Origin of the sequence: Pantoea alfalfae (genome assembly GCF_019880205.1) — a bacterium.
Classification (GTDB): Bacteria; Pseudomonadota; Gammaproteobacteria; order Enterobacterales; family Enterobacteriaceae; genus Pantoea; species Pantoea alfalfae.
Genome location: NZ_CP082292.1, coordinates 3,582,711 through 3,605,391, shown reverse-complemented (window position 1 = coordinate 3,605,391; position 22,681 = coordinate 3,582,711). Strand labels below are relative to the sequence as shown.

Annotated in this window: 19 protein-coding genes; 7 read left to right on the top strand and 12 right to left on the bottom strand. The window is 53.9% G+C overall.

Annotation, left to right across the window (positions count from 1 at the left end):
• Window positions 1-40 precede the first annotated feature (40 nt).
• A complete protein-coding gene (gene zapG / locus K6R05_RS16855) occupies window positions 41-442 on the bottom strand; it encodes a Z-ring associated protein ZapG (protein ID WP_003848291.1) in 402 nt (133 codons plus the stop codon).
• 178 nt (window positions 443-620) lie between these two features.
• Between zapG and zapE the strand changes: the two genes are divergently transcribed.
• The 5 genes from zapE to sspB all read left to right on the top strand — a co-directional run bounded on the left by zapE (window position 621) and on the right by sspB (window position 4,273).
• Entirely contained in the window at window positions 621-1,748 is a 1,128-nt protein-coding gene (gene zapE / locus K6R05_RS16850; protein ID WP_161731776.1) for a cell division protein ZapE, read from the top strand.
• Between the two features lie 227 nt (window positions 1,749-1,975).
• A complete protein-coding gene (gene rplM, locus K6R05_RS16845) occupies window positions 1,976-2,404 on the top strand; it encodes a 50S ribosomal protein L13 (RefSeq protein WP_008925400.1) in 429 nt (142 codons plus the stop codon).
• Window positions 2,405-2,419: 15 nt separating this feature from the next.
• Window positions 2,420-2,812 carry a 30S ribosomal protein S9 gene (gene rpsI / locus K6R05_RS16840; protein ID WP_008925401.1) on the top strand — a complete coding sequence of 131 codons (393 nt, stop codon included), beginning with the start codon at window positions 2,420-2,422 and terminating at the stop codon, window positions 2,810-2,812.
• A gap of 330 nt (window positions 2,813-3,142) precedes the next feature.
• Window positions 3,143-3,784 (top strand): stringent starvation protein SspA, encoded by a 642-nt coding sequence (sspA, locus tag K6R05_RS16835; protein ID WP_003851135.1) that lies wholly within the window; start codon window positions 3,143-3,145, stop codon window positions 3,782-3,784.
• 3 nt (window positions 3,785-3,787) lie between these two features.
• Window positions 3,788-4,273 carry a ClpXP protease specificity-enhancing factor gene (gene sspB, locus K6R05_RS16830; RefSeq protein ID WP_010251939.1) on the top strand — a complete coding sequence of 162 codons (486 nt, stop codon included), beginning with the start codon at window positions 3,788-3,790 and terminating at the stop codon, window positions 4,271-4,273.
• 112 nt (window positions 4,274-4,385) lie between these two features.
• On the opposite strand, the gene K6R05_RS16825 is transcribed toward sspB, so the two are convergent.
• Both K6R05_RS16825 and K6R05_RS16820 read right to left on the bottom strand, forming a co-directional pair.
• Window positions 4,386-6,143 (bottom strand): sulfite reductase subunit alpha, encoded by a 1,758-nt coding sequence (locus K6R05_RS16825; RefSeq protein ID WP_222924699.1) that lies wholly within the window; start codon window positions 6,141-6,143, stop codon window positions 4,386-4,388.
• A 185-nt stretch (window positions 6,144-6,328) separates the two neighbouring features.
• Entirely contained in the window at window positions 6,329-11,860 is a 5,532-nt protein-coding gene (locus tag K6R05_RS16820) for a glutamate synthase-related protein (protein WP_222924698.1), read from the bottom strand.
• 890 nt (window positions 11,861-12,750) lie between these two features.
• Here K6R05_RS16820 and arcB point away from each other — a divergent pair.
• Together arcB and mtgA are read left to right on the top strand one after the other, a co-directional pair.
• Window positions 12,751-15,102, top strand: a complete 2,352-nt coding sequence (gene arcB, locus K6R05_RS16815; protein WP_222924697.1) for an aerobic respiration two-component sensor histidine kinase ArcB — start codon at window positions 12,751-12,753, stop codon at window positions 15,100-15,102.
• A gap of 869 nt (window positions 15,103-15,971) precedes the next feature.
• Window positions 15,972-16,691 (top strand): monofunctional biosynthetic peptidoglycan transglycosylase, encoded by a 720-nt coding sequence (gene mtgA / locus K6R05_RS16810; protein ID WP_161731784.1) that lies wholly within the window; start codon window positions 15,972-15,974, stop codon window positions 16,689-16,691.
• A gap of 3 nt (window positions 16,692-16,694) precedes the next feature.
• Here mtgA and npr read toward each other — a convergent pair whose 3' ends face one another.
• The 9 genes from npr to kdsC form a co-directional block, all read right to left on the bottom strand.
• On the bottom strand, window positions 16,695-16,967 hold the full coding sequence (gene npr, locus K6R05_RS16805) for a PTS phosphocarrier protein NPr (RefSeq protein WP_010251923.1): 273 nt from the start codon (window positions 16,965-16,967) through the stop codon (window positions 16,695-16,697).
• Window positions 16,964-17,818, bottom strand: coding sequence for an RNase adapter RapZ (rapZ, locus tag K6R05_RS16800; protein ID WP_010251920.1), 855 nt, complete (start codon window positions 17,816-17,818; stop codon window positions 16,964-16,966). Before rapZ ends, npr begins: the two co-directional genes overlap by 4 nt.
• Before the next feature lie 47 nt (window positions 17,819-17,865).
• On the bottom strand, window positions 17,866-18,345 hold the full coding sequence (gene ptsN, locus K6R05_RS16795) for a PTS IIA-like nitrogen regulatory protein PtsN (protein ID WP_013359876.1): 480 nt from the start codon (window positions 18,343-18,345) through the stop codon (window positions 17,866-17,868).
• A 150-nt stretch (window positions 18,346-18,495) separates the two neighbouring features.
• A complete protein-coding gene (gene hpf / locus K6R05_RS16790; protein ID WP_161731786.1) occupies window positions 18,496-18,783 on the bottom strand; it encodes a ribosome hibernation promoting factor in 288 nt (95 codons plus the stop codon).
• Window positions 18,784-18,804: 21 nt separating this feature from the next.
• Entirely contained in the window at window positions 18,805-20,238 is a 1,434-nt protein-coding gene (gene rpoN / locus K6R05_RS16785; protein ID WP_222924696.1) for an RNA polymerase factor sigma-54, read from the bottom strand.
• 48 nt (window positions 20,239-20,286) lie between these two features.
• On the bottom strand, window positions 20,287-21,012 hold the full coding sequence (gene lptB, locus K6R05_RS16780) for an LPS export ABC transporter ATP-binding protein (protein ID WP_009092467.1): 726 nt from the start codon (window positions 21,010-21,012) through the stop codon (window positions 20,287-20,289).
• Window positions 21,013-21,017: 5 nt separating this feature from the next.
• Entirely contained in the window at window positions 21,018-21,569 is a 552-nt protein-coding gene (lptA, locus tag K6R05_RS16775) for a lipopolysaccharide ABC transporter substrate-binding protein LptA (RefSeq protein WP_033731276.1), read from the bottom strand.
• Window positions 21,544-22,116: an LPS export ABC transporter periplasmic protein LptC gene (lptC, locus tag K6R05_RS16770; RefSeq protein WP_161731790.1), complete on the bottom strand. Its 573-nt coding sequence runs from the start codon at window positions 22,114-22,116 to the stop codon at window positions 21,544-21,546. Before lptC ends, lptA begins: the two co-directional genes overlap by 26 nt.
• Window positions 22,113-22,679, bottom strand: a complete 567-nt coding sequence (kdsC, locus tag K6R05_RS16765) for a 3-deoxy-manno-octulosonate-8-phosphatase KdsC (protein ID WP_222924695.1) — start codon at window positions 22,677-22,679, stop codon at window positions 22,113-22,115. The genes lptC and kdsC overlap by 4 nt, the downstream gene beginning before the upstream one ends.
• Between the last annotated feature and the right edge of the window lie 2 nt (window positions 22,680-22,681).

Here is a 22,681-nt window from a genome sequence, read left to right as displayed (position 1 = left end):
GCAAAAACAGCGGGCGCAGACAGGCTGCGCCCCAAAAAGATTAGTCGCGGGCAGGGCGCTCGCCACGCAGTAAACCGGATGCGCCTTCAGAGTAGTCGCGCGGCATCTGCACCGGCACCTGATCGTTGTCCGCTTCAGCTTCAGTCAGCTGATAGGCAAACGGATTTTTCTGGCCAGGCAGATTTGGCAGCAGGTCATTCGAGCCTTTTGCCATATGCTGATAGAGCTGTCGATAGTCACGCGCCATGTTGTCCAGCAGCTCCGCACTCTGTGCGAAGTGGTTGGTCAGCTCTTCGCGATAATCAGCCAGCTCCGCTTTCGATTTTTCCAGCTCGTACTGCATGCTGCGTTGCTCACGCAGCTTTTTGTTGCCAAAACGCATGGCGACTGCGCCGACAATAATACCTACCACTAAACCAATTAGCCCGTATTCCCAGGTCATAATGACTCCCGTGTTTTTTCCATTGTTCCGTAGGGCGTTGCACCATTTCAATAATAGTCACTATACCCGTTAATCTTATGGATGTGGAACTCCGGAGCAGCATGGCTTAGTGTAGAACGGCCTTTTTTTCAGCAACCGTGGTATCAATCAGACACCATTCAGGGACTTTGAAACAATAATGCAAACCTCAACTCCGCTTGCACGCTATGAGCAGGCGCTGTCGCAGGGCGAATTCAGGCCCGATGACGTACAACGTGAAGCGATTACCCGTTTAGACGCGCTGCAGCAGGCGCTGGTTGCCCGGCAACAATCCGCCGCGCCTTCCTCATCCGGCCTGTTGGGGCGCCTCTCTAAATTGATTGGCAAAGAGAAAAACGAAACGGTACAACCGGTACGTGGGCTCTATATGTGGGGCGGTGTCGGTCGCGGTAAGACCTGGGTTATGGATCTCTTTTTTCAGTCTATTCCTGGCGATCGCAAACTGCGCCTGCACTTCCACCGCTTTATGCTGCGGGTGCACGAAGAACTGACACAGCTTCAGGGCCAGAGCGATCCGTTGCTGATCGTGGCGGACAAATTCAAAGCCGAAACCGACATCCTCTGTTTTGATGAGTTTTTTGTCTCCGATATCACCGATGCAATGCTGCTGGGCACGCTGATGGAAGCGCTGTTTGAACGCGGTATTGCGCTGGTCGCCACCTCGAACATTCCGCCGGACGATCTTTATCGCAATGGTTTGCAGCGTGCGCGCTTCCTGCCTGCTATTGAGCAGATAAAACGGCACTGTGATGTGATGAATGTGGATGCGGGTATCGACTACCGGTTACGCACGCTGACCTCCGCACATCTGTGGAACTTCCCGCTCAACGCAGAGACGCATGCCGAGATGGGCCGGATGTTCAAAGCACTGTCAGGCAGTCAGCCTGAAGCGGCACCGGTTCTGGAAATTAATCATCGCCAGATGCCGACGCTGGGCGTTAGCGAAGGCGTACTGGCGATTAATTTCACGACCCTGTGTGGAGAGGGCCGCAGCCAGCATGACTACATTGCGCTGTCGCGCCGTTTTCACAGCGTGCTGCTGTATGACGTGCCGGTGATGATTTATAAAACCGAAGATCAGGCGCGCCGTTTCCTGGCGCTGGTCGATGAGTTCTATGAACGTCATGTGAAGCTGGTGGTCGCGGCAGAAACGTCCCTGACCGAGATTTATCAGGGCACGCGACTGAAATTTGAATACCAGCGCTGTTTATCGCGACTTCAGGAGATGCAGAGCGAAGAGTATCTGCGTTTGCCACACCTGCCGTGAGAATAAACAGGATAAATACCGAAATAGGGTTCGATTTTTGTAACCGACTTCTCTATAATCTTGCGACCCCACGTTACAGCAAAGGATTTTTTTCCCAAATCCTCTGTGTTCCAGTAACTCTATCCGAAGGGGTGGCTTGCTGGTCAAAATGGTCGTGTGAGCCTCATTCGTTTACTTAAGCGTTTGGGATTTCACCAACGTGTAACTTAATTTGGGTAAGCTTTTCGATGAAAACTTTTACAGCTAAACCAGAAACCGTCCAACGTGACTGGTTTGTAGTTGACGCAACGGGCAAAACTTTGGGTCGCCTGGCGACTGAACTGGCGCGCCGTCTGCGTGGTAAGCATAAAGCGGAATATACTCCGCACGTTGATACGGGTGATTACATCATCGTTCTGAACGCAGAAAAAGTTGCTGTAACCGGCAACAAGCGTACTGACAAGATCTACTATCACCACACTGGTCACATCGGTGGTATCAAACAGGCGACCTTTGAAGAGATGATTGCTCGCCGTCCTGAGCGTGTGATTGAGATCGCGGTTAAAGGCATGCTGCCGAAGGGCCCGCTGGGTCGTGCTATGTACCGTAAACTGAAAGTTTACGCAGGCAACGAGCACACCCATGCGGCACAGCAACCGCAAGTTCTTGACATTTAATCGGGATTAAAGGCAATGGCTGAAACTCAAAACTACGGCACTGGTCGCCGCAAAAGCTCTACCGCTCGCGTATTCATTAAGCCGGGTAGCGGTAACATCGTAATTAACCAACGTTCTCTGGAACAGTACTTCGGTCGCGAAACTGCCCGCATGGTAGTTCGTCAGCCGCTTGAGCTGCTGGACCTGGTTGGTAAATTCGATCTCTATGTCACTGTTAAAGGTGGCGGTATTTCTGGTCAGGCTGGTGCGATCCGTCACGGTATCACCCGCGCTCTGATGGAATACGACGAATCACTGCGTGGCGAACTGCGTAAAGCAGGCTTCGTTACTCGTGATGCGCGTCAGGTTGAACGTAAGAAAGTCGGCCTGCGTAAAGCACGTCGTCGTCCTCAGTTCTCCAAGCGTTAATTGTTTGCAGCTCCGGCTGTGGCAATTGGCTCAAAAAACCCGCTTCGGCGGGTTTTTTATTTTCTGCCTTCCCACGACTTCCCGCGAAAACCGTAACGTCGCGCTCAATTTACCTGCAAAGATTTATTACTCGCCCACAAGCAGCCTAAAATCTGGTAAACTCTGTGTCACTTTGCGCCCGCAGGCCGGTGCGTTATGCGCCTTCCCACTGTCGGGGCGTCAGTATCTGTGACGCGGCTAACCAGGTTGCGTGCGAGTTCGATAAGCTGGTGAATCGCCGTGTGGTTGGCTATTCGCAGTATCTTTTTGTGAACAAACTTGGAGGTTTTCATGGCTGTCGCTGCCAACAAACGTTCGGTAATGACGCTGTTTTCTGGTCCTACTGACATTTTCAGCCATCAGGTACGTATTGTCCTGGCGGAGAAGGGTGTCAGCGTAGAGATCGAGCAGGTCGAAATGGATAACCTGCCGCAGGATCTGATTGACCTCAATCCGTATCGCACGGTACCAACGCTGGTAGATCGTGAGCTGACGCTGTATGAATCACGCATCATCATGGAATATCTGGATGAGCGCTTCCCGCATCCGCCACTGATGCCGGTTTATCCGGTTGCCCGTGGTGACAGCCGACTGATGATGCATCGCATCGAGCAGGACTGGTACAGCCTGATGCGGAAAGTCGAGAACAGCACGGGCCAGGAAGCCGAAGCCGCACGCAAGCAACTGCGTGAAGAGCTGCTGGCCATCGCGCCACTGTTTGGCCGTACGCCTTACTTCATGAGCGAAGAGTTCAGTCTGGTCGATTGCTACCTGGCGCCGCTGTTATGGCGTCTGCCGTCAATGGGCATCGATCTGATCGGCTCGGGTTCAAAAGAGCTGAAAGGTTACATGAACCGTGTATTTGAGCGTGACTCTTTCCTTGCTTCATTGACTGAAGCTGAACGTGAAATGCGCCTGCAAGCCCGGGCTTAACGTATGGAAATGTCGCAACTTACTGCACGTCGTCCCTATCTGCTGCGCGCCTTCTATGACTGGTTGCTCGACAACCAGCTGACGCCGCATCTGGTGGTCGACATTAATCTGCCGGGTGTGCAGGTGCCGCTGGAGTATGCGCGTGATGGTCAGATTGTCCTGAACATTGCGCCACGTGCTGTCGGTAACCTTGACCTGGCCAATGATCAGGTGTCGTTCAACGCCCGCTTTGGTGGCGTTCCTCGCCAGGTTAACGTGCCGATGGCAGCGATTCTGGCGATCTATGCACGTGAAAACGGTGCCGGAACGATGTTTGAACCGGAACCGGCTTACGAGCTGGGCACGCATGAGGCGTCAGAGGGTCAGGAAGAGACTATGATGTCGGTGATTGATGGCGATCGTCCTGACGATGCCAGCGATGACGAGACGCCGCCTGATGACGATCCACCGCCACGTGGTGGACGACCTTCACTGCGCGTCGTGAAATAGCCGTGACATAATCGTGAATACCCGTCCATGCGACGGGTATTTTTTTGCCTGTCAGCCATAAAAAAATCCGGCTGCCTGCGCAAGCCGGATTTTTATCAGCAGACCTTCGCAATCAGTAAACGTCGCGCAGGTAGCGTTTCTCTTTCTTCAGCTGATCGACATAGTCCGCAGCACGTTCGGTAGAGAGACCACCAAACTGACGAACCACTTCATACAGCGCATTATCCACATCCTTCGCCATACGTGAGGCATCACCACAGACGTAGAAGTACGCTCCTTCCTGCAGCCATGCATAAAGCTCTGCGCCCTGTTCCAGCATCCGGCTCTGTACGTAGATCTTCTTCTCCTGATCGCGCGAGAACGCCAGATCCAGACGGGTCAGCAAGCCGTTATCCCGCCAGGCCAGCAGCTCATCCTGATAGATAAAATCATGTTCCTGATGCTGATCGCCGAAGAACAGCCAGTTTTTGCCCTGCGCGCCGGTTGCCTGGCGCTCCTGCAGGAAGGCACGGAATGGGGCGATACCAGTACCCGGTCCCACCATGATCAACGGTGCGCTGTTATTGGCAGGGACGCGGAATGCTTTATTGGGTGAGATAAAGATGGCGGGCTTCTCACCACGACGCACGCGCTCGGCCAGATAGGTCGAGCAGACGCCACCGCGATTACGGCCGCCACTGTGATAACGCACCGAGGCAACGGTCAGATGTACCTGGTTAGGGTGTGCTTTAGAACTGGATGAAATAGAGTAAGCACGATGCTGCAGCGGGCGCAGCAGGGCAACAAACTCAGGCACCGCCAGCGTGCGTGTCAGCTCAAGCTGCAGCAGGTCGAGGGTATCTTTGCCCCACAGCCAGACGCCCAGTGCATCTTTATCATCATGCTGTAAGACATGACGCAGTTCCTGATTGGTCGTGTTCTGCCCAACCCATTCGATTAACTTGCGTGACGGCTCAGAGATTTCAAACTGATAGGTCAGCAGGTCGCCGAGGCTGCGGTCAAAGCCAGGTACTGGTGTCTGGTAATCAGCATTAAGCTGCGTCAGCAGCAGGCTGACCAGTGACGGCTCGTTGACCGGAATCACGCCCAGCGCATCGCCCGCTTCATACTTCAGGCCGCTGTCCGACAGGTCGAATTCGAAATGACGAATATCTTTGGCTGACTGCTCGCCTGACAAACGCTTGTTAGTGATCAGCGCGGCGGCATACGGATTCGATTTGTTACTGCCTGGGATGACTGGCGCTTCAGGCGCGCTCTCCAGCACAGTGCCGCTGCTGCCTGCGCTGGCGGCAAACTGTGGCATTGAGCTGTTCAGCCACTCGCTGGAAGGTTCTTCGTAGTCGATATCACAATCGATACGATCAACCACGCGTTTCGCACCCAACTGCTCAAGGCGCATATCAATGAACTTGCCTGCCTGACAGAAGCCATCGTAGCCGGTATCGCCAATCGCCAGTACGGCGAAATGCATCTGCTCCAGACGCGGTGCGGTACTGGCAGAGATCGCATCCCAGAACAGCTGTGCGTTGTCCGGCATCTCACCTTCACCATAGGTCGAGGTGACGATCAGCACATGACGCATGGTGGCAAACACGTCGAGATCGACATCGCCCAGCGCCTGCACCACCGGCACCAGGCCTTTCGCACGGGCAGATTTTGCAGCAGTCTGCGCCAGCGCTTCGGCATTGCCGGTCTGGGAGCCGTAAAGAATATGCAATTGCGTGGTCGCGGCTGCGCCTGTACCCGCGGCAGGTTGCTGCTTGTCTTCTAATACCAGCAAACGGGAGTGAAGCCCCGCGAGAAAGCCAGCCAGCCAGTACTTCTGATCGCCATTAAAAGGTGCATCTTCTGGAATATAAGGAATTTTCATGGGTACTTTTACTCAATCCCGTTCTCGCCCGATATCAGTGGCGTTCCCCGGTCTGAAAGCGGTTCCGCCTCCCCGCGCCGCAGCGTGTGCAGCATGGGAAAGCGGTTCAGCCTCTGTCCGGTACAACGATTAATCCGGGCAATGATCAATTAATAATATTCAGTTCAGCCTGATCAGTATCACTGTCAGGAGAGTTTACCCACCGCAGCGGCGATTTCCGGCAATGCCGCACGTGCAAACAGCTCTTCAAAGTCAGGCAGGTGGCCCAGCACTTCCCGGTTACAGGCATCCTGATACATGATCCAGCCGTAGGTCGCCAGACTGTCCATGGAGCGGATGTTACGTTGCGTCAGCGCCGCTTTGTAATCTGACATGCGTTTGGTACCGATCAGACTCGCCAGTTCGTCATCGCTGTAACTCTCGATGGCCGAACGGGCATGACGCTGCAGCTTGCTCACCAGCGAAAAGTCTTCAGTCATCAGCAGATTACGCACCGCTTTTTCCACCGCCGCATCTTCAACAGGTGTACCTTTCGGCAACTTCGCCAGTGCCAGCTGCTGGGCAAAACTCAGCACGGTGTAGTTGTTCAGCAGGACAAACATCTCCTGCGTATCGGTTGCGCCATAAGCCGGGACGGCACCGTTGGCGATGGTTTTACCCTGACGCCACGCGGCTTTGAATTTCGCTACCTGATGGCCTGCCAGTGCTGTCGACAGCTCTTCGAGCAGATCTTTACGGCTCTTGGCTTTGAGGATCTCGCCGCCATCCTGATAGAGCAGCAGCGAGCGCGGCATCACGTAAACAAAGTGGTGACACTCGGTTTCCCAGTTCTCCAGCAGCCAGGCGGCACGCGGCGATTTGGTCGCTTCCAGATGCCAGTTCAGCATGGTCAGCACTGCCTGCTTGTGAACCTGCGCCATCTCATCCTGATCGGCAATCGAGCCGAACCGCACTGAATCACCGGCAGCGTGACTGGCCAGCGATCCATACGGATCGTACTGGTAAGCAAAGCCGCCGCTCATGCCGTTGCCAAATCCTTTACCAAAGGTGCCCAGGTTAAGAATGGCACCGTTAGTCATGTATTCGCAGCAGAAGTCACCGACGCCTTCAACCACGGCCGTTGCGCCTGAGTTACGCACCGCGAAGCGATCACCGGCCTGACCCTGCACGAATAGACGTCCGCCAGTTGCGCCGAACAGCGCAAAGTTACCAATCAGCACGTTGCCGTCGCCATCCTGCGCGCCGCCGCCCGGCGACATGACAATCAGCTCACCGCCACACTGTCCCTTGCCGACGCCATCATTACAGGTGCCGTAGTGGGCCAGCTGCATGCCATCGTTGCAGAACGCGCCAAATGACTGACCAGCAGAACCGGTGGTGGAAATTTTTACGCTCTCAGGGGCCAGATAACGGCGGCCGCGATCGTCGGTCATCACCGCAGGCATCGCCTGCAACTGCGCCGCACTCAGTTCATGGTTCAGCATGCGTTCAATGTCGATCGCTAACTGGCCGCCCACACTTTTGTTGCGGTTGTTCAGCACGATGCCGTTGCCCAGTGCGACGTCGGTATTGGCCTGATCGACCAGCGCTGATTTCAGCTGCTCAACCCAGCCGTCATCCAGCTCAAAATCTTTTTCCAGATAAACCGGCTTGTCGATTTTCAGCTCAGGTACCACGGTCAGCATGGCGCGTAAGTCGAGTTTGCCGACTTCCAGTGGATGATCCATCAGGTGCAGCAGGTCAGAGCGACCTCGAGCCTCACGCAGGGAACGCAGGCCCATGCGAGCCAGAATCTCACGCACTTCATGTGCCACATTGAGGAAGTACTGTGCCAGCTGACGCGGATCGCCATCAAAGGCTTCGGCATTAGTGGTTAAACCAGCAGGGCACTTAACGTTGCAGTTTTTCGCCATCACGCATTTCAGCATCATCAGCGCCGTCGTACCGAACTCAAAACTGTCACCGCCCAGCAGAGCAGATTTCACCACGTCGCTGCCGGTCTGCTGCGCGCCAGAGCAGCGCAGCTGCACTTTATCGCGCAGGCCATTAGCGCATAGCGCCTGATGGACTTCAGCGATGCCGATTTCCGCCACGCGTCCGGTATATTTCAGGCTGGTCACCGAGGCAGCGCCGGTACCGCCGGTGTTTCCCGCGACGTTAATCACGTCTGCACCGGCTTTGGCTACGCCAACCGCGATGGTGCCGATCCCTTCAGAGGAGACCAGTTTGACGATAACGCGTACCCGCGCCGCTTTGCAGTCGTGGATCAGCTGCGCGAGATCTTCGATGGAGTAGGTATCGTGATGCGGCGGCGGCGAGACCAGTTCAACGCCAGGCGTACCGCCACGGGCCGCAGCAATCTCGACGGTCACTTTGGCCGCCGGTAACTGACCGCCTTCGCCAGGTTTCGCACCCTGACCAATTTTGATCTCCAGCTCTTCCAGCATCGGATCCGCCAGATAGGCAGCCCAGACGCCGAAACGCCCCGAAGCCAGCTGTTTGATACGGGAGGCACGGATGGTACCGTGACGGGAATAATGCTCGCCGCCTTCACCGCAGTTACTCATGCCGCCGACCATGTTGGTGCCGTGTGCGACCGCTTCATGAGCCGGGGCGACCAGTGCACCATGGCTCATTGCCCCGGAAGCAAAGGTACGGGTAATTTCACAGGCTGGCTGCACTTCACTTAGCGGCAGTGAGGGCAGGGTAGTAAAAATACGTGACAGATAATCTGCCGCTTTACCGTACGCCGTCACTTTCAGACCGCCAGTGACCACGTCGCTGCTCTCGATATCGTCGCCGAAGCGGGATTTCAGGGCGCGGGACAGGTTCTGCAAACGTTCACTCTCTGGCTTCAGCCCCTCAATCGCATCGGTCAGACGCAGCATAAAGTGATTCAGGCTGCCATCTACCGCTTCACACTCCATGCCGCGAATAGCAAAGCCGTTGTTGGTCAGTGAGTAGCGCCCAAGCTTACGGCGGAACTCCGCTTCGCTGTCGATGTGGGTCAGGTCAGCCGGGAAGGTCAGGATGTCGCGCAGGGCCGCCGGGCGACGTTTACGCTCTTCATACATCAGACTTGAGAACTGGCGGTAATCGGCCGTAATCGCAAAGTTGTTGATCACGTCATCCGGAATGCGCTCGAAGCTGCTGTCCTTAAACGTCTCTGGCTTGATGCCAAAGGCGTTATCCAGTTTTGCCAGCGTCATCAGACGGATGAAGTTGTCCTCTTCGCGCGCTTTGTCGGCAAAGCGAATCGGCTCTTCAGTCATGTCGATGAAGGTGCGCACGGCGATGGTACCGTAGGAGTGACCAGCGCCTTCGGCACGCTCTTTGAACAGGCCCAGCAACGGCACTTCAGACTCGCCCTGAATCTTCAGCGCGCTCTGATGCCAGTCAACGGCCATTGCCGCGATGGCTGCAAAGCCTGCGCCACCCACCGGGGTTTTGATATTCGGGAAATACTTTTTCAGCACCGGATCATCAGTGTTGAGGAAGTTAGGCTCAAAGAATTCACCGCTGCTGTAACTCTCAACGGTACAGAGACCGACTTTGCCCATGGTTTTCATCAGGGCTTTTTCAGCGGCTTTGGCATAGCGCTTAAAGGCTTTGTTACCTTCTTCACCTTCACCAAATTTCTCCTCTGCACGCATCTGTACACCCAGTGGATAGATAGCGGAAGCTCCGAAGCCGAGGGTGGCAGCTATGTGATGCGAGGAGATGCTCTGGCCGCTTTCCACCACCAGAGAAACATCCAGACGCAGACCTTCCTGCACCAGGCGCTGGTTGATGGCAGAAACCACCAGCAGCATCGGGATTGCGGCGTGCGTTGACGAGATGTGACGATCGGTAAGCACGGCGATGCCACCCTGTGCACGGGCAAAATCCACTACCTGTTGCGCCAGGTCATCAATCGCTTTTTCCAGCGCATTGGCGTTCGCGGTGGTGCTCAGCAGATCTTTGCCGATTACCGGCTCATAGAGCATTTCAAAGCGCGCATAAGGGGCGATGGTCTGCTCGCGCAAACGCAGCATATCAAGATGGCTGAGGATGGGGGTCGGTACCACAATCTGACGCCCCTTGCTGCGGCCCAGATGGGGTTTCGCACCCAGCGCGACACGCAGCGTCATGCCATCCACTTCGCGGATTGAGTCCAGCGGTGGGTTGGTCACCTGAGCAAAGCGCTGAGAGAAGTAGTGCGCCATGCCGCCTTCATGATCGGATAAACCGTTAATGGCGTTACCGTAACCCATCGCGGAGATTTTCTCTGCGCCGGTATTCAGCATCGGGTCCATCATGAACTTGAAGCTTTCCTGGTTGTAGTAGTAAGCCACAAAGCGCTGATAGGTTTTCAGATCGCCGCGATAACGAAGTGGTGAACCCTGCTGTTCAGCCGGGATCTCAGGCAGATCGTCAAGACCGACGCGGGCTTCACGCAGCAGCGCCGAATAATCTTTCTCTGCAGCCAGTTTTTCCAGCGCCTGCAGCGTGGTGTAGCTGCGTTTTTCACGATGATCGAAATAGAGCATGCCGCCTGCTTCGATACGGCCACGACGCAACACGCTTTCCGGTGGGAAGGCGATCTGGCCGGCTTCTGACATCGCCCCAATATACTCCGCCGTTTCAACTGAACGCAGTGGACGCAGGCCAAGACGGTCAAGGCGGGCACCAATTACTTCGCCGTTGCCGAAGATTAATGCCGCCGGCCCGTCGTTTTTCTCTTCATAAAGAGAGAAATACTCCAGCATGTCACGCACTTCTGCTGGCAGTGAACTGTCGTTTTCCCAGGCGGGCGGCATCATTGAAACCACGGCGGTGATGAGATCGAGATTATCTTCCATCAGACGGCTGTGGATACTCTGATCCAGACGTGAGCTGTCGGACTGACCTTTCGGCCGCACGATTTTCTTGCCACGGGCCAGTGCCAGCGCGGACTCAGCGATGCGGTTTTTACGGTCCGTGTTCAGCTCACCGTTATGTGCCATCAGGCGAAACGGCTGGGCCATCGTGGTATGCGGATCGGTGTTGGTGGAGAAGCGGGTATGGAAAAACAGCCCGCGCACCTGATGATCAGGATCGGTCAGATCTTTGAAGTAGGGGATCACTTCATTGGAGTTCAGACGAGCTTTAAACACCTGGGTACGCGACGACAGCGACAGCGGATAGAGGCCACCAAATTCACTTTCGGTAAACGCGCGGGCTTCAATCGTTAACAGGGCGCGGTAGATGCGTTGTTCGAAGTCGTTCTGGTCAACCACGTCCTGTGGCGCAGTGAAAATCCACTGCAGAATCGGTAACTGAAACTGTACGGCGGCCGGACGGGTCACGCTGCTGTCGAGCGGCATGTCACGCTTCATGATCACCGGCAGGCCAAAGCTGCTGAGTGTCTCATCTACCAGACGTTCAGCATTCGCGCGCAGCGCAGCATCTTTCGGCACAAAGAAGTTGCCGACGCCAAAGCGGCCTGCTTCCAGCGGCTGGCCGGTAATCTTGCGGAAGAAGTGCAGGGAAAGGTCAACGTTGACCCCCGCGCCGTCGCCAACGCCTTCCGCTGACATACCGCCGCGGTGAGGTACCGTGCACAGGGCGCTATGCGCCATCTGCAGAATTTCGTGGGTCTGCTCGCCGTCCTTGCGCGTAATGAAACCTACACCACAGCTGTCACTGCCTGCTGTCGGATCATACAAGCCATAGGATTGAGGTTTTTTAGTGGACATTGAGGGTCTCCTTAACTGCTTTGACATTACTTGCACTGTTTCAGGGTCTGAGCGCAACGGGGCGCAACATCATTTTCATCGCCATGCTCTGTCGAGCGCGCGTCATAGCCCTGAGCATTTCTCTCCAGACATCGATAAAACGTCCTTAATTGAGCTGCTCTCTGATTTCCGGTCTCTTAAAGGAGATGACTTAAACCGCGCGGGAGTCTTCTTGTTGCATAGATATGCCGAGACAATGGCCCGTCTGGAAAGCTTTCAGCGGATTTCCAACTTATCGGGAAAGCGTAATCAGGTCAAATAGGGCGGTCAGACAAGGTAAATAGGTGTTTTATGTGATTAAGTTTATGAATTAATGGGTTTTTAAGGTTTAAAATGTATCACTCTGTAGCCTGGCGATCGGCCCATAAATGTGAACTGACTCACTGTAGTGCAGGCGTCAGATCTCTGCACCATGCTGGTGACAGGGTGTTAGACAGCATTAAATGCTGTTCAGAACCGTTGATGCATAGCATGTATCTGTTTTTCTTATGTCCGGCTATTTGAATCAAACAGTGGTTAGTTATAAGAAAAATTAATCAACACGGGCGTGCTTAAAATAGCATTTAAGTTGAATGAGTATGCATGTAAACAAGGTGTGCCTGCGCAACGGGACGTTGCCAGGATATTGAAAACAGGCCATGCAGAGAAATCACTGAGTCGCTGGCGGCATTATAGATTATTCATTTGGCACAATCAGTCAAGGGTTTTAAGCCCTTTGTCCTTAACGTCGCCGATCGGCTATGCGAATGCACCATAAAAGCGCATTTGATCCCGTATCTTCACGCGACGTGCCGGGACGTCAGCAGGCTAACTGCGCTATTATGAGGCTGTTTCTCTTCCAGGGAGTTGTTATGAAACAAATTCGTCTGTTGGCGCAGTACTACGTTGATTTAATGGTCAAGCTTGGACTGGTGAGGTTCTCGCTGCTGCTGGCATCTGCGCTGGTGGTGCTGGCGATGATTGTCCAGATGGCGGTTACGATGGTACTGCGGGGTCATGTCGAGAGCATTGACGTGGTGCGTTCGGTCTTCTTCGGGTTGCTGATAACGCCCTGGGCGGTCTATTTTCTGTCGGTGGTGGTCGATCAGCTGGAGGAGTCGCGTCAACGGCTGGCACGGCTGGTGGATAAGCTGGAAGAGATGCGAACCCGCGACCTGGAACTGAACCAGCAGATGAAAGAGACCATCACGCAGCTGAATCAGGAGATCAGCGATCGTAAGAAGGCGGAGCTGGCTCGCGAACAGGTGATGGACAAGTTGCGTGAAGAGGTGACGCGTCGCGAGCAGGCACAGATTGAACTGGAGCAGCAATCCTCCTTCCTGCGCTCCTTCCTGGATGCTTCGCCTGACCTGGTTTTCTATCGCAACATTGATAAGCAGTTCTCCGGCTGTAATCGCGCGATGGAACTGCTGACCGGTAAAAGCGAAAAACAGCTGATTGGCCTGACGCCACGCGATATCTACGACGATGAAGCGGCAACGAAGGTGCTGGAAACGGACGAGAAAGTGTTCCGTCATAACGTCTCGCTGACCTATGAACAGTGGCTGCAATATCCCGACGGGCGCAAAGCCTGTTTCGAGATCCGTAAAGTGCCTTATTACGACCGCGTCGGTAAGCGCAGCGGACTGATGGGTTTTGGTCGCGATATAACGGAGCGTAAGCGCTATCAGGACGCGCTAGAGAACGCCAGCCGGGAGAAGACCACCTTTATCTCTACGATCAGCCACGAGCTTCGTACGCCGCTTAATGGCATTGTCGGCCTGAGTCGCATTCTGCTGGATACCGACCTTAACCAGGAACAGCTGAAATATCTGAAGACCATCCACGTCTCTGCCATCACGCTGGGCAACATCTTTAATGATGTGATTGAGGTGGACAAAATCGAGCGCCGCAAAGTGCAGCTGGATAATCAGCCCCTCGACTTTACCGGTTTCCTCGCCGATCTGGAAAATCTTTCCGGCCTGCTGGCCCAGCCAAAAGGGCTGAAGTTTGTGCTTGCGCCGCAACTGCCGCTGCCGCATATGATTTCGACGGACGGAACGCGTCTGCGTCAGATTCTGTGGAACCTGATTGGTAACGCCGTGAAGTTCACTCAGCAGGGCGAAATCGTGGTGCGGGTAGTCTATGAGCAGGACGAAACGCTGCGCTTTGAGGTGCAGGACTCCGGTATGGGTATTCGTCAGGAGGAGCAGGATAAGATCTTTGCGATGTACTATCAGGTCAAAGATCAGCATGGCGGTAAACCGGCGACCGGCACCGGTATCGGGCTGGCGGTTTCACGTCGTCTGGCGCAGGCGATGGGCGGTGACATCCGCGTACACAGCGCACCAGGACAGGGATCATGCTTCACGGTTGAGATCAAAGCGCCACGCATTGCTGAAGAGGTGGAAGATGAAGGCCTGGACGACAGCCTGCCACTCCCGGCGCTGCACGTGCTGCTGGTGGAAGATATTGAGCTGAATGTGATTGTGGCGCGCTCGGTGCTTGAGAAGCTGGGTTGCAGCGTCGAAGTCGCCATGACCGGTAGCGAAGCGCTGGCGATGTTCGACCCACTGGAGTTTGATCTGGTGCTGCTGGATATTCAACTGCCCGATATGACCGGACTGGATGTCTCGCGTGCGATTCGCCAGCAGTATCAGGGAACGCATCTGCCACCGCTGGTTGCGCTGACCGCCAACGTGCTTAAAGACAAAAAAGAGTATTTCGATGCGGGAATGGATGATGTTCTGAGCAAACCGCTGGCAGTGCCGGCCCTGACCGCAATGATCAAAAAATACTGGGATTATCAGGCAGATTCGGAAGAGGAAACCGCAGATGCCAGCGACGACAAAACCCGGATGCTGCTGGATGTGGCGATGCTCGAACAGTATATCGAGCTGGTTGGTCCGGGCCTGATTACCCAAAGCCTGACGATGTTTGAAAAGATGATGCCGGACTATCTTGCTGTGCTGGAATCGAATCTGATGGCGCGCGATCAGAAAGGCATTGCTGAAGAGGGGCACAAGATTAAAGGGGCGGCGGGTTCGGTCGGGCTGCAGCGTTTGCAGATGCTGGCGAAACAGATTCAGAGTCCTGAATTACCGGCGTGGTGGGACAACGTTGTTGAATGGATTGACGATCTGAAGCATGAGTGGCGACACGATGTGCAGGTATTGCGCGACTGGGTGGCAGAGCAGGGTCAGTCATATCCCGGAAAAAAATGACCCCAGCCGAGGCCGGGGTGCGCGAATACTGCGCCAACACCAGGGAAAGCATTGCGGCCGCTGTGATTTGAATAATTAATGCAGCCGCAGGGTATTGGTTAACACTGACATCACCTTAGCAAATTCATCTTCTCATGCGACAAGATTCATTAAAATTTGTGATATTGAGCAGCGTTTAAATACAGAAAACATTAATTTGGCAACACAGTCAAGCAAGGAATCATTTTCTCTGCTGTGTTGCTTATATTTTAATCAAATTTGTGGTTTTTTGTGTGGTTTTGACGCGGCTCAGCTCCAAAGCAAAGGCTGAGCCGCAGTAAATTAAGCTGGCATTAACATCTGCCTCCTGAGGCAGGCTAACGCGCTGATATTGCAAGTGACCGCCCTGAAATGACACGAATTATCCAAAACGATTTGGAATGATAAAAAAGAATCTAAAACTTTGCCCTTTCATTGCGCTGACATCATTGTGCTTGCTGAAAGTAACCAGGGCCATAGCAACGTTGAGTGATGCTGTTAAGCGCTGTTTATTTATACGTTATAAGCATGATTCTGTTTAAGCTTTGGGCGGCTCATCATTCATAAAATAATAACAGTTAAGCATAATGAATGATTTGAACCGGTGCTTATTATCCATTATTAAGTGTTTATCTGGAAAGATGCTAAGCAGTAGCCATGAATGGAACCGATTCCTTTTTTCTGGAAGTCCTTGAACTATTTCGAACTGTTGCAGCATTTTGATGCAAAATGATTGAATAAAGTCTGGAAACCGTTGTGAGGTTTTCAGCGATATTTGTGGAAAAGCTGCTTTTCTGGCAGTGATTACATGAGTGATTGATTAACGTCTGAAACAAGTGTGGGAAGATTGCATGAACAAGCATAAAGGAAGCGTCGGACAGCGTATCAGACGTATTATTGGTCGTATCCTGCTGGTGTGGCTGGGCGTATGGCTGGCGGGAATATTACTCTTTTCGTTCTTACCGGTACCGTTTTCAGCGGTGATGGCTGAACGCCAAATTAGTGCCTGGTTACATGGTGACTTTAGTTATGTCGCCCATTCTGACTGGGTCGGACATGATGAGATTTCGCCGTGGATGGGGCTGGCCGTTATCGCCTCCGAAGATCAAAAGTTTCCGGACCACTGGGGGTTCGATGTCGCGGCGATTGAATCTGTACTGGATAACAGCGATAGCCGGATGCGCGGGGCGTCCACATTGTCACAACAGACAGCCAAGAATCTGTTTCTGTGGGATGGCCGCAGCTGGGTGCGTAAAGGTCTGGAAGCGGGGCTGACAGTAGGGATTGAGACAGTCTGGACGAAGCGACGTATTCTGACCGTCTATCTTAATATTGCAGAGTTCGGGCCGGGTATCTTTGGCGTTGAGGCAGCTTCACAGCGTTATTTCCACAAGCCAGCCAGCCGGCTTACTGCAGCCGATGCTGCTTTACTGGCGGCGGTTCTGCCTAATCCTATCCGTTATCGTGCTGCTGCACCTTCAGGCTACGTCAGAGAGCGACAGCAGTGGATAATGCGTCAGATGCGCCAGCTTGGCGGTGAGGGCTTCCTGCAGCGTAATAAGCTCGACTAAGCCTTAGTCTTCATCAAAACCCGCTTCAAACAGCTCAATGACTGCTGCCAGCGCCGGGATCTCCTCCGGGCCGCTGGCTTCAATCTCTATGTGTCCGCCTTTAGCCGAGTCGAGCATCAGCAGCGCAATCACGCTGCTGGCTTCGGCTTCTGTGCCCGCTTCGTTGCGCAGCAATACTTCGGCATCGAAGCTCTGCACCAGCTCAAACAACTTCATCGCCGGACGGGCGTGCATGCCTAGCTTATTTTTGATTTCTACAGTTTGTCTGACGGTCATGATTTGCGCTTTTCCAGCGTGCGATGGCGTGACTGTACATTCTTACCGCGCGAACGGAAGTAATCCGCCAGCTGTTCTGCAATATACACTGAGCGGTGTTTGCCACCAGTACAGCCAATTGCCACGGTAAGATAGCTACGGTTATTGGTCTCCAGCATCGGCAGCCAGAGTTCAAGATAGCTGCGTGTCTGGTAGATAAAGTTGTGCACTTCAGTGTGGCGGTCAAGGAATGCCGCGACCGGACGATCGAGGCCGGTCATCGGGCGCAGCTTAGGATCCCAGTGGGGATTGGGCAGAAAGCGCACGTCAAAGACATAGTCAGCGTCAATCGGAATGCCATGCTTGAAGCCAAACGACTCAAACACCATAGTCAGCTCACGTTCGCGCTTGCCCAGCAGGCGGGTACGCAGCATCTCTGCCAGCTCATGCACTGACATCTCTGAGGTGTCGATGATCAGGTCGGCACGTGAACGCAGCGGCTCCAGCAGGTCGCTCTCTTCATCAATCGCGCTCTCTAGTGACAGGTTTTTGCTGGAGAGGGGATGCAGACGGCGCGTATCGCTGTAACGACGAATCAGGGTATTGCGATCGGCGTCGAGAAACAGCAACTGAGGTGAAAATGTGTCAGGCAGATTATTCAGCGCGGTTTCAAAAATTTCCGGGGATTCAGGCATGTTACGGACGTCGATGCTGACCGCCGCCGAAATATTGCGTTCCGCCAGCGAGTTGGCTAACTCAGGCAGCAACACGACCGGCAGGTTATCAACGCAGTAGAACCCCATATCTTCCAGCGCACGGAGCGCCACTGACTTCCCCGAGCCTGAACGACCGCTAACGATCATCAGCACCATGACCTTCTCTCCCGTTTTAAAACCGGCACCGGGCCGGTAAAGACGCGTTACTGCTCTGTCTGGACTTCCGTAATAATGGCATAGAGTTCTTCATCACTCTGCGCAGCACGCAGACGACGACAAACCGTTTTATCTGCCAGACGTTTTGCCACCAGTGAAAGGGTGTGCAGGTGTGTTTTGCACTGGTCAGCCGGAACCAGCAATGCAAACAACAGATCGACCGGCTGGTTGTCGACGGCATCAAACGCAATCGGCTGCTCGAGGCTGATAAATACCCCTACCGCACGCAGTGTATCCTCTTCCAGCTTGCCGTGAGGAATGGCTATTCCGTTACCAATACCGGTACTACCCATACGTTCGCGGGTCAGAATCGCTTCGAAAAGCGTCTGGTGCGGCAGGTTGAGCTGCTTAGCGGCCAGTTCGCTGATGATTTCCAGCGCACGTTTTTTGCTCTGGCAGTGTACGCCGCTGCGGGTGCAGTCTGGCGAAAGCACTGTGCTCAATTCCAGTGTAAGATCGTTGTTCATTATCGTTTCACTTGCGTGTTCACCAGGCCATTCACCGCCAGCGCCCTGATATGTGCGACAAACGGCGCTTGCTCAGATGACAAAACGGGGCGGATTATCCGCCCCATACTGTCGGCTCTGCGCGCCATGCGCGCGTAGCTAGCGTGAAGGTTAGTGTTTTTTCAGTTTATCTTTGTGTTTGGTCAGCTGACGGGCGAGTTTATCAATCAGCCCATCAATTGCCGCATACATATCTTCCGCTTCGGACGTGGCGTGCAGCTCGCCACCGTTCACGTGGAGTGTTGCGTCAGCCACCTGTGTGACTTTCTCAACCTTCAGGACAATATAGACCTGATTGATATGTTCAAAATAGTGTTCCAGTTTGGCAAATTTACTGTTGACGAATTCACGCAAAGGTGGCGTGATTTCAACATGTTGCCCGGTCAGGTTCAGCTGCATAGGTCTTCCTTCTCATTTCTTTCAAACCAGTTGTTTACGCTGGTTCGATGGCGGGATGGATAAAGACTCACGATATTTGGCGACGGTACGCCGTGCCACCATGATCCCCTGATCAGATAACATGGAGGTCAGTTTACTGTCGCTCAAGGGTTTGGCTGGGTTTTCCGCCGAAATTAATTTCTTCACCAGAGCCCGGATCGCGGTAGAGGAGGCTTCGCCGCCACCTTCCGTATTAACGTGGCTGGAGAAAAAGTACTTCAGTTCAAAAATGCCACGCGGGCTGTGCAGATACTTCTGCGTGGTAACACGGGAAATGGTCGATTCATGCATCTCAACGGCCTGGGCGATATCGGCCAGCACCATCGGACGCATAAATTCTTCACCCTGCTCGAAGAACGCCTGCTGCTGCTCAACGATACAGCGCGTGACTTTCAGCAGCGTGTCATTACGGCTTTCCAGACTCTTAATCAGCCAGCGCGCTTCCTGCAGATTACTGCGAATGAACTGAGTGTCGCTGTCATTGCGCGTTGCGCCACCCATTGCCGCGTAGTGCTGATTAATCTTCAGACGTGGCAGGCTGTCGGCATTGAGTTCAACCGTCCAGCGGTTGCCAACCTTACGTACCAGCACGTCGGGGATAACATATTCCGGCTCGCCAGTGTTGATCGACTGACCCGGACGCGGGTCCAGTGACTGAATCAGCAGCATCGCCTCTTTCAGCACCTCTTCTTTGAGGCGCGTGACGCGCATCAGGCTGCGGAAGTCGTGATTGGCCAGCAGATCGAGATGTTCGCTGACAATCAGGCGCGCTTCAGCCAGCATCGGTATCTCTGGTGCATACTGCGAAAGCTGAACCAGCAGACAGTCACGCAAATCGCGTGCGCCCACACCAATCGGGTCAAAACGCTGGATACGTTTCAGCACCGCCTCAACCTCATCCGCTTCAAGCTCATCGTTGCCAATGCTGTCGAGGATCTCCTCAAGCGAGACGGTGAGATATCCGGTGTCATCAATAGCATCGACGATAGACGTCGCGATTGCGCGGTCGGTATCACTGAAAGGCGTCAATTCGACCTGCCACATCAGGTAATCCTGCAGTGACTGCGTGGTTTCACCCTGATAGACAGGTAACTCATCATCCTGATAATCGGTACCCGTGCCGGAAGGGGTGCCAGCGGTGTAGATTTCATCCCAGGTGGCATCCAGCGGCAGCTCATCAGGCATCTCTTTCTGCTCAAGCGCTTCACGTGTATCCAGCGCTTCGGCTTCCGACGATTCCCGGGAGTCAATCTCATCATGCAGATCGGTCTGCTCAAGCAGTGGATTACTTTCCAGTGCAAGCTGTAACTCCTGCTGGAGTTCAAGCGTGGAGAGTTGCAGCAGACGAATCGCCTGCTGCAATTGTGGAGTCATTGCCAGCTGTTGGCTGAACCTGAGTTGTAAACCTTGCTTCATAGACAGGATGGTAGTTCCCAGGTAAACATCGGTATTAACGACACCTTATCAGAGTCTGAACTCTTCACCCAAATAAACCCGCTTAACCTGCTCATCCGCAAGAATTTCATTGGGTGTACCATGCGCAATCAGGTGGCCCTGGCTGACGATATAGGCCCGCTCACAGACCGCTAACGTTTCGCGTACGTTGTGGTCGGTAATCAAAACGCCGAGGCCGCTGTCACGCAGATGCTCAATGATCTTCTTGATGTCGATAACGGAGATAGGGTCAACCCCGGCAAAAGGTTCATCCAGCAGAATAAACTTTGGATTGGCAGCCAGCGCGCGGGCAATCTCAACACGACGTCGTTCACCACCCGACAGTGCCTGACCCATGCTGTCGCGCAGGTGCTCGATGTGAAACTCTTCCATCAGCTCACGGGCGCGATCCTGACGTTGCTCTTCGGTCAGGTCATCACGAATCTGCAGTACCGCCATCAGGTTATCGTAGACGCTGAGGCGACGGAAAATCGATGCCTCCTGCGGCAGATAGCCGATGCCACGGCGCGCACGTGCATGCAGCGGCAGGATACTGATATCTTCATCATCAATAACAATGCGGCCCGCGTCACGCGGGACAATACCTACCACCATGTAAAAGGTGGTGGTCTTACCGGCCCCGTTCGGGCCGAGCAGGCCGACAATCTCGCCGGACTTTACCTGCAGACTGACATCTTCTACCACGCGACGGCCTTTATATGCCTTCGCCAGGTTTTCTGCGATTAATGTGGCCATAGCTATCAGTTACTCTTCTTTCCGCTGTTGGACGAACCTTTATCCTGAAGTTGCGACGGCACCAGGACGGTCGTGACGCGCTTGTTCTGGCCCTGGCTGTAAGCCTGCATTTTCTGCTCTTTTACCAGGTAGGTAATACGATCGCCTTTGATGTTGCTGTCCTGCTGTTCAATGAACGCATTGCCGGTCAGTTCAACGAAATCGTTAGCCAGTTCGTAGTGCAGTTTTGAGGCATGGCCCTGAACCGGCTTACCGCTGTCTTGCATCTGATAGAAAGTGGCAGGATTACCGTAGGCGTCAACGATGGTTTTCTTGCTGTCGCCGCCCGGACGGGTCACCACGACTTTGTCCGCCGTGATTTTGATAGAGCCCTGCGTCACGATGACATTGCCGGTAAAGGTCGCGACATTGCCCTGCAAATCCAGCGCCTGATTCTGCGAGTCAATATTGACGGGCTTGTCCGAGTCACCGGTCAGGGCCAGCGCCGGAACGCTGGTTGCCAGTAACATACTGGCCAGTAAAATCTTCAGGCTATTTTTGTTCATTTTGAATTTCATAAGAGGTTTTGACCTTCTCGATTAACTCGGCGTTTTTTGTCCGTAAATTGCCGCGCATTTTCATGCCGGTGGAGTTAAAGCTGCGGCCATACAATGTCACCTGGTCATCAGAGGTAACGTCCTGAGTGACAAGGTTAATCTGTGCATTATCGGTTTTGATCCGCTCAAGCTGGGAATCCTGCGTCAGCGTATTCAGCTCAACATGGCCATACAGATAAAGCATACGATCTTTGGTGAGCTTTGCTTTATCTGCGCGTAACGTCCAGGTGGGAACTTTGTTCTCATCAAAGGTGGTCATTACCGGATTGTCGAACCAGCTCAGCTCGTCATCCGAGAAATAGGTCACTTTGTCAGAGACCAGTTTATATGACAGCGCGCCCTGCGGGTTATACACCACAGTGTGAGAATCGTCACTGGTATAGGTCGGCGACTGACCATTCGTCCCGACTGGCGTGCTATCGCCATCCTGGTTGGTAAGATTCCAGCCGATCAAAACCAGTGCAATCAAGGTCAGAATCAGCGTTATCCAACGCCTGCTTTTACTCATACTGATTGCCCTTTGGCATCCTCAAATTTGTTCTGCGCCATTAAGATCAGGTCACATACTTCGCGTACTGCGCCGCGTCCACCCGCAATCCGCGTGACATACTGCGCGCGCGGCAACAGAATCGGATGTGAATCCGCTACTGCCACGCTTAATCCCACTTTCGCCATAACCGGCCAGTCGATCAGGTCGTCACCGATATAGGCGACCTGCTCATCAGAGAGAGACAGTTTATCCAGAAGTTCACGATAGGCCAAAAGCTTATCGGATTGTCCCTGATAAAGATGACGGATGCCGAGCGTTTTGCAGCGATCTTCCATCAGACGGGCATTGCGGCCGGTAATAATAGCCACTTCCACATCGGCGGTCAGTAAACAGCGTACACCGTAACCATCCCGCACGTTGAAGGCTTTCAGCTCTTCGCCATTGTTCCCCATGTAGATCACCCCGTCGGACATGACGCCATCGACGTCGCAGATCAGCAGACGAATGTTGCTGGCGCGCGCCATGACGTCAGCACTGACCGGTCCATAGCAGGTGTCAATCGTGGGAATTGCCTGTTGCATTT

What these genes read in the sequence shown, in the direction of transcription:
- zapG (WP_003848291.1), bottom strand. Translation starts at nt 442, where the DNA reads ATGACCTGGGAATACGGGCTAATTGGTTTAGTGGTAGGTATTATTGTC.
- rpsI (WP_008925401.1), top strand. Translation starts at nt 2,420, where the DNA reads ATGGCTGAAACTCAAAACTACGGCACTGGTCGCCGCAAAAGCTCTACC.
- K6R05_RS16825 (WP_222924699.1), bottom strand. Translation starts at nt 6,143, where the DNA reads ATGAAAATTCCTTATATTCCAGAAGATGCACCTTTTAATGGCGATCAG.
- mtgA (WP_161731784.1), top strand. Translation starts at nt 15,972, where the DNA reads ATGAACAAGCATAAAGGAAGCGTCGGACAGCGTATCAGACGTATTATT.
- npr (WP_010251923.1), bottom strand. Translation starts at nt 16,967, where the DNA reads ATGACCGTCAGACAAACTGTAGAAATCAAAAATAAGCTAGGCATGCAC.
- lptC (WP_161731790.1), bottom strand. Translation starts at nt 22,116, where the DNA reads ATGAGTAAAAGCAGGCGTTGGATAACGCTGATTCTGACCTTGATTGCA.
- rapZ (WP_010251920.1), bottom strand. Translation starts at nt 17,818, where the DNA reads ATGGTGCTGATGATCGTTAGCGGTCGTTCAGGCTCGGGGAAGTCAGTG.
- zapE (WP_161731776.1), top strand. Translation starts at nt 621, where the DNA reads ATGCAAACCTCAACTCCGCTTGCACGCTATGAGCAGGCGCTGTCGCAG.
- arcB (WP_222924697.1), top strand. Translation starts at nt 12,751, where the DNA reads ATGAAACAAATTCGTCTGTTGGCGCAGTACTACGTTGATTTAATGGTC.
- rpoN (WP_222924696.1), bottom strand. Translation starts at nt 20,238, where the DNA reads ATGAAGCAAGGTTTACAACTCAGGTTCAGCCAACAGCTGGCAATGACT.
- sspB (WP_010251939.1), top strand. Translation starts at nt 3,788, where the DNA reads ATGGAAATGTCGCAACTTACTGCACGTCGTCCCTATCTGCTGCGCGCC.
- rplM (WP_008925400.1), top strand. Translation starts at nt 1,976, where the DNA reads ATGAAAACTTTTACAGCTAAACCAGAAACCGTCCAACGTGACTGGTTT.
- K6R05_RS16820 (WP_222924698.1), bottom strand. Translation starts at nt 11,860, where the DNA reads ATGTCCACTAAAAAACCTCAATCCTATGGCTTGTATGATCCGACAGCA.
- ptsN (WP_013359876.1), bottom strand. Translation starts at nt 18,345, where the DNA reads ATGAACAACGATCTTACACTGGAATTGAGCACAGTGCTTTCGCCAGAC.
- lptB (WP_009092467.1), bottom strand. Translation starts at nt 21,012, where the DNA reads ATGGCCACATTAATCGCAGAAAACCTGGCGAAGGCATATAAAGGCCGT.
- hpf (WP_161731786.1), bottom strand. Translation starts at nt 18,783, where the DNA reads ATGCAGCTGAACCTGACCGGGCAACATGTTGAAATCACGCCACCTTTG.
- lptA (WP_033731276.1), bottom strand. Translation starts at nt 21,569, where the DNA reads ATGAAATTCAAAATGAACAAAAATAGCCTGAAGATTTTACTGGCCAGT.
- kdsC (WP_222924695.1), bottom strand. Translation starts at nt 22,679, where the DNA reads ATGCAACAGGCAATTCCCACGATTGACACCTGCTATGGACCGGTCAGT.
- sspA (WP_003851135.1), top strand. Translation starts at nt 3,143, where the DNA reads ATGGCTGTCGCTGCCAACAAACGTTCGGTAATGACGCTGTTTTCTGGT.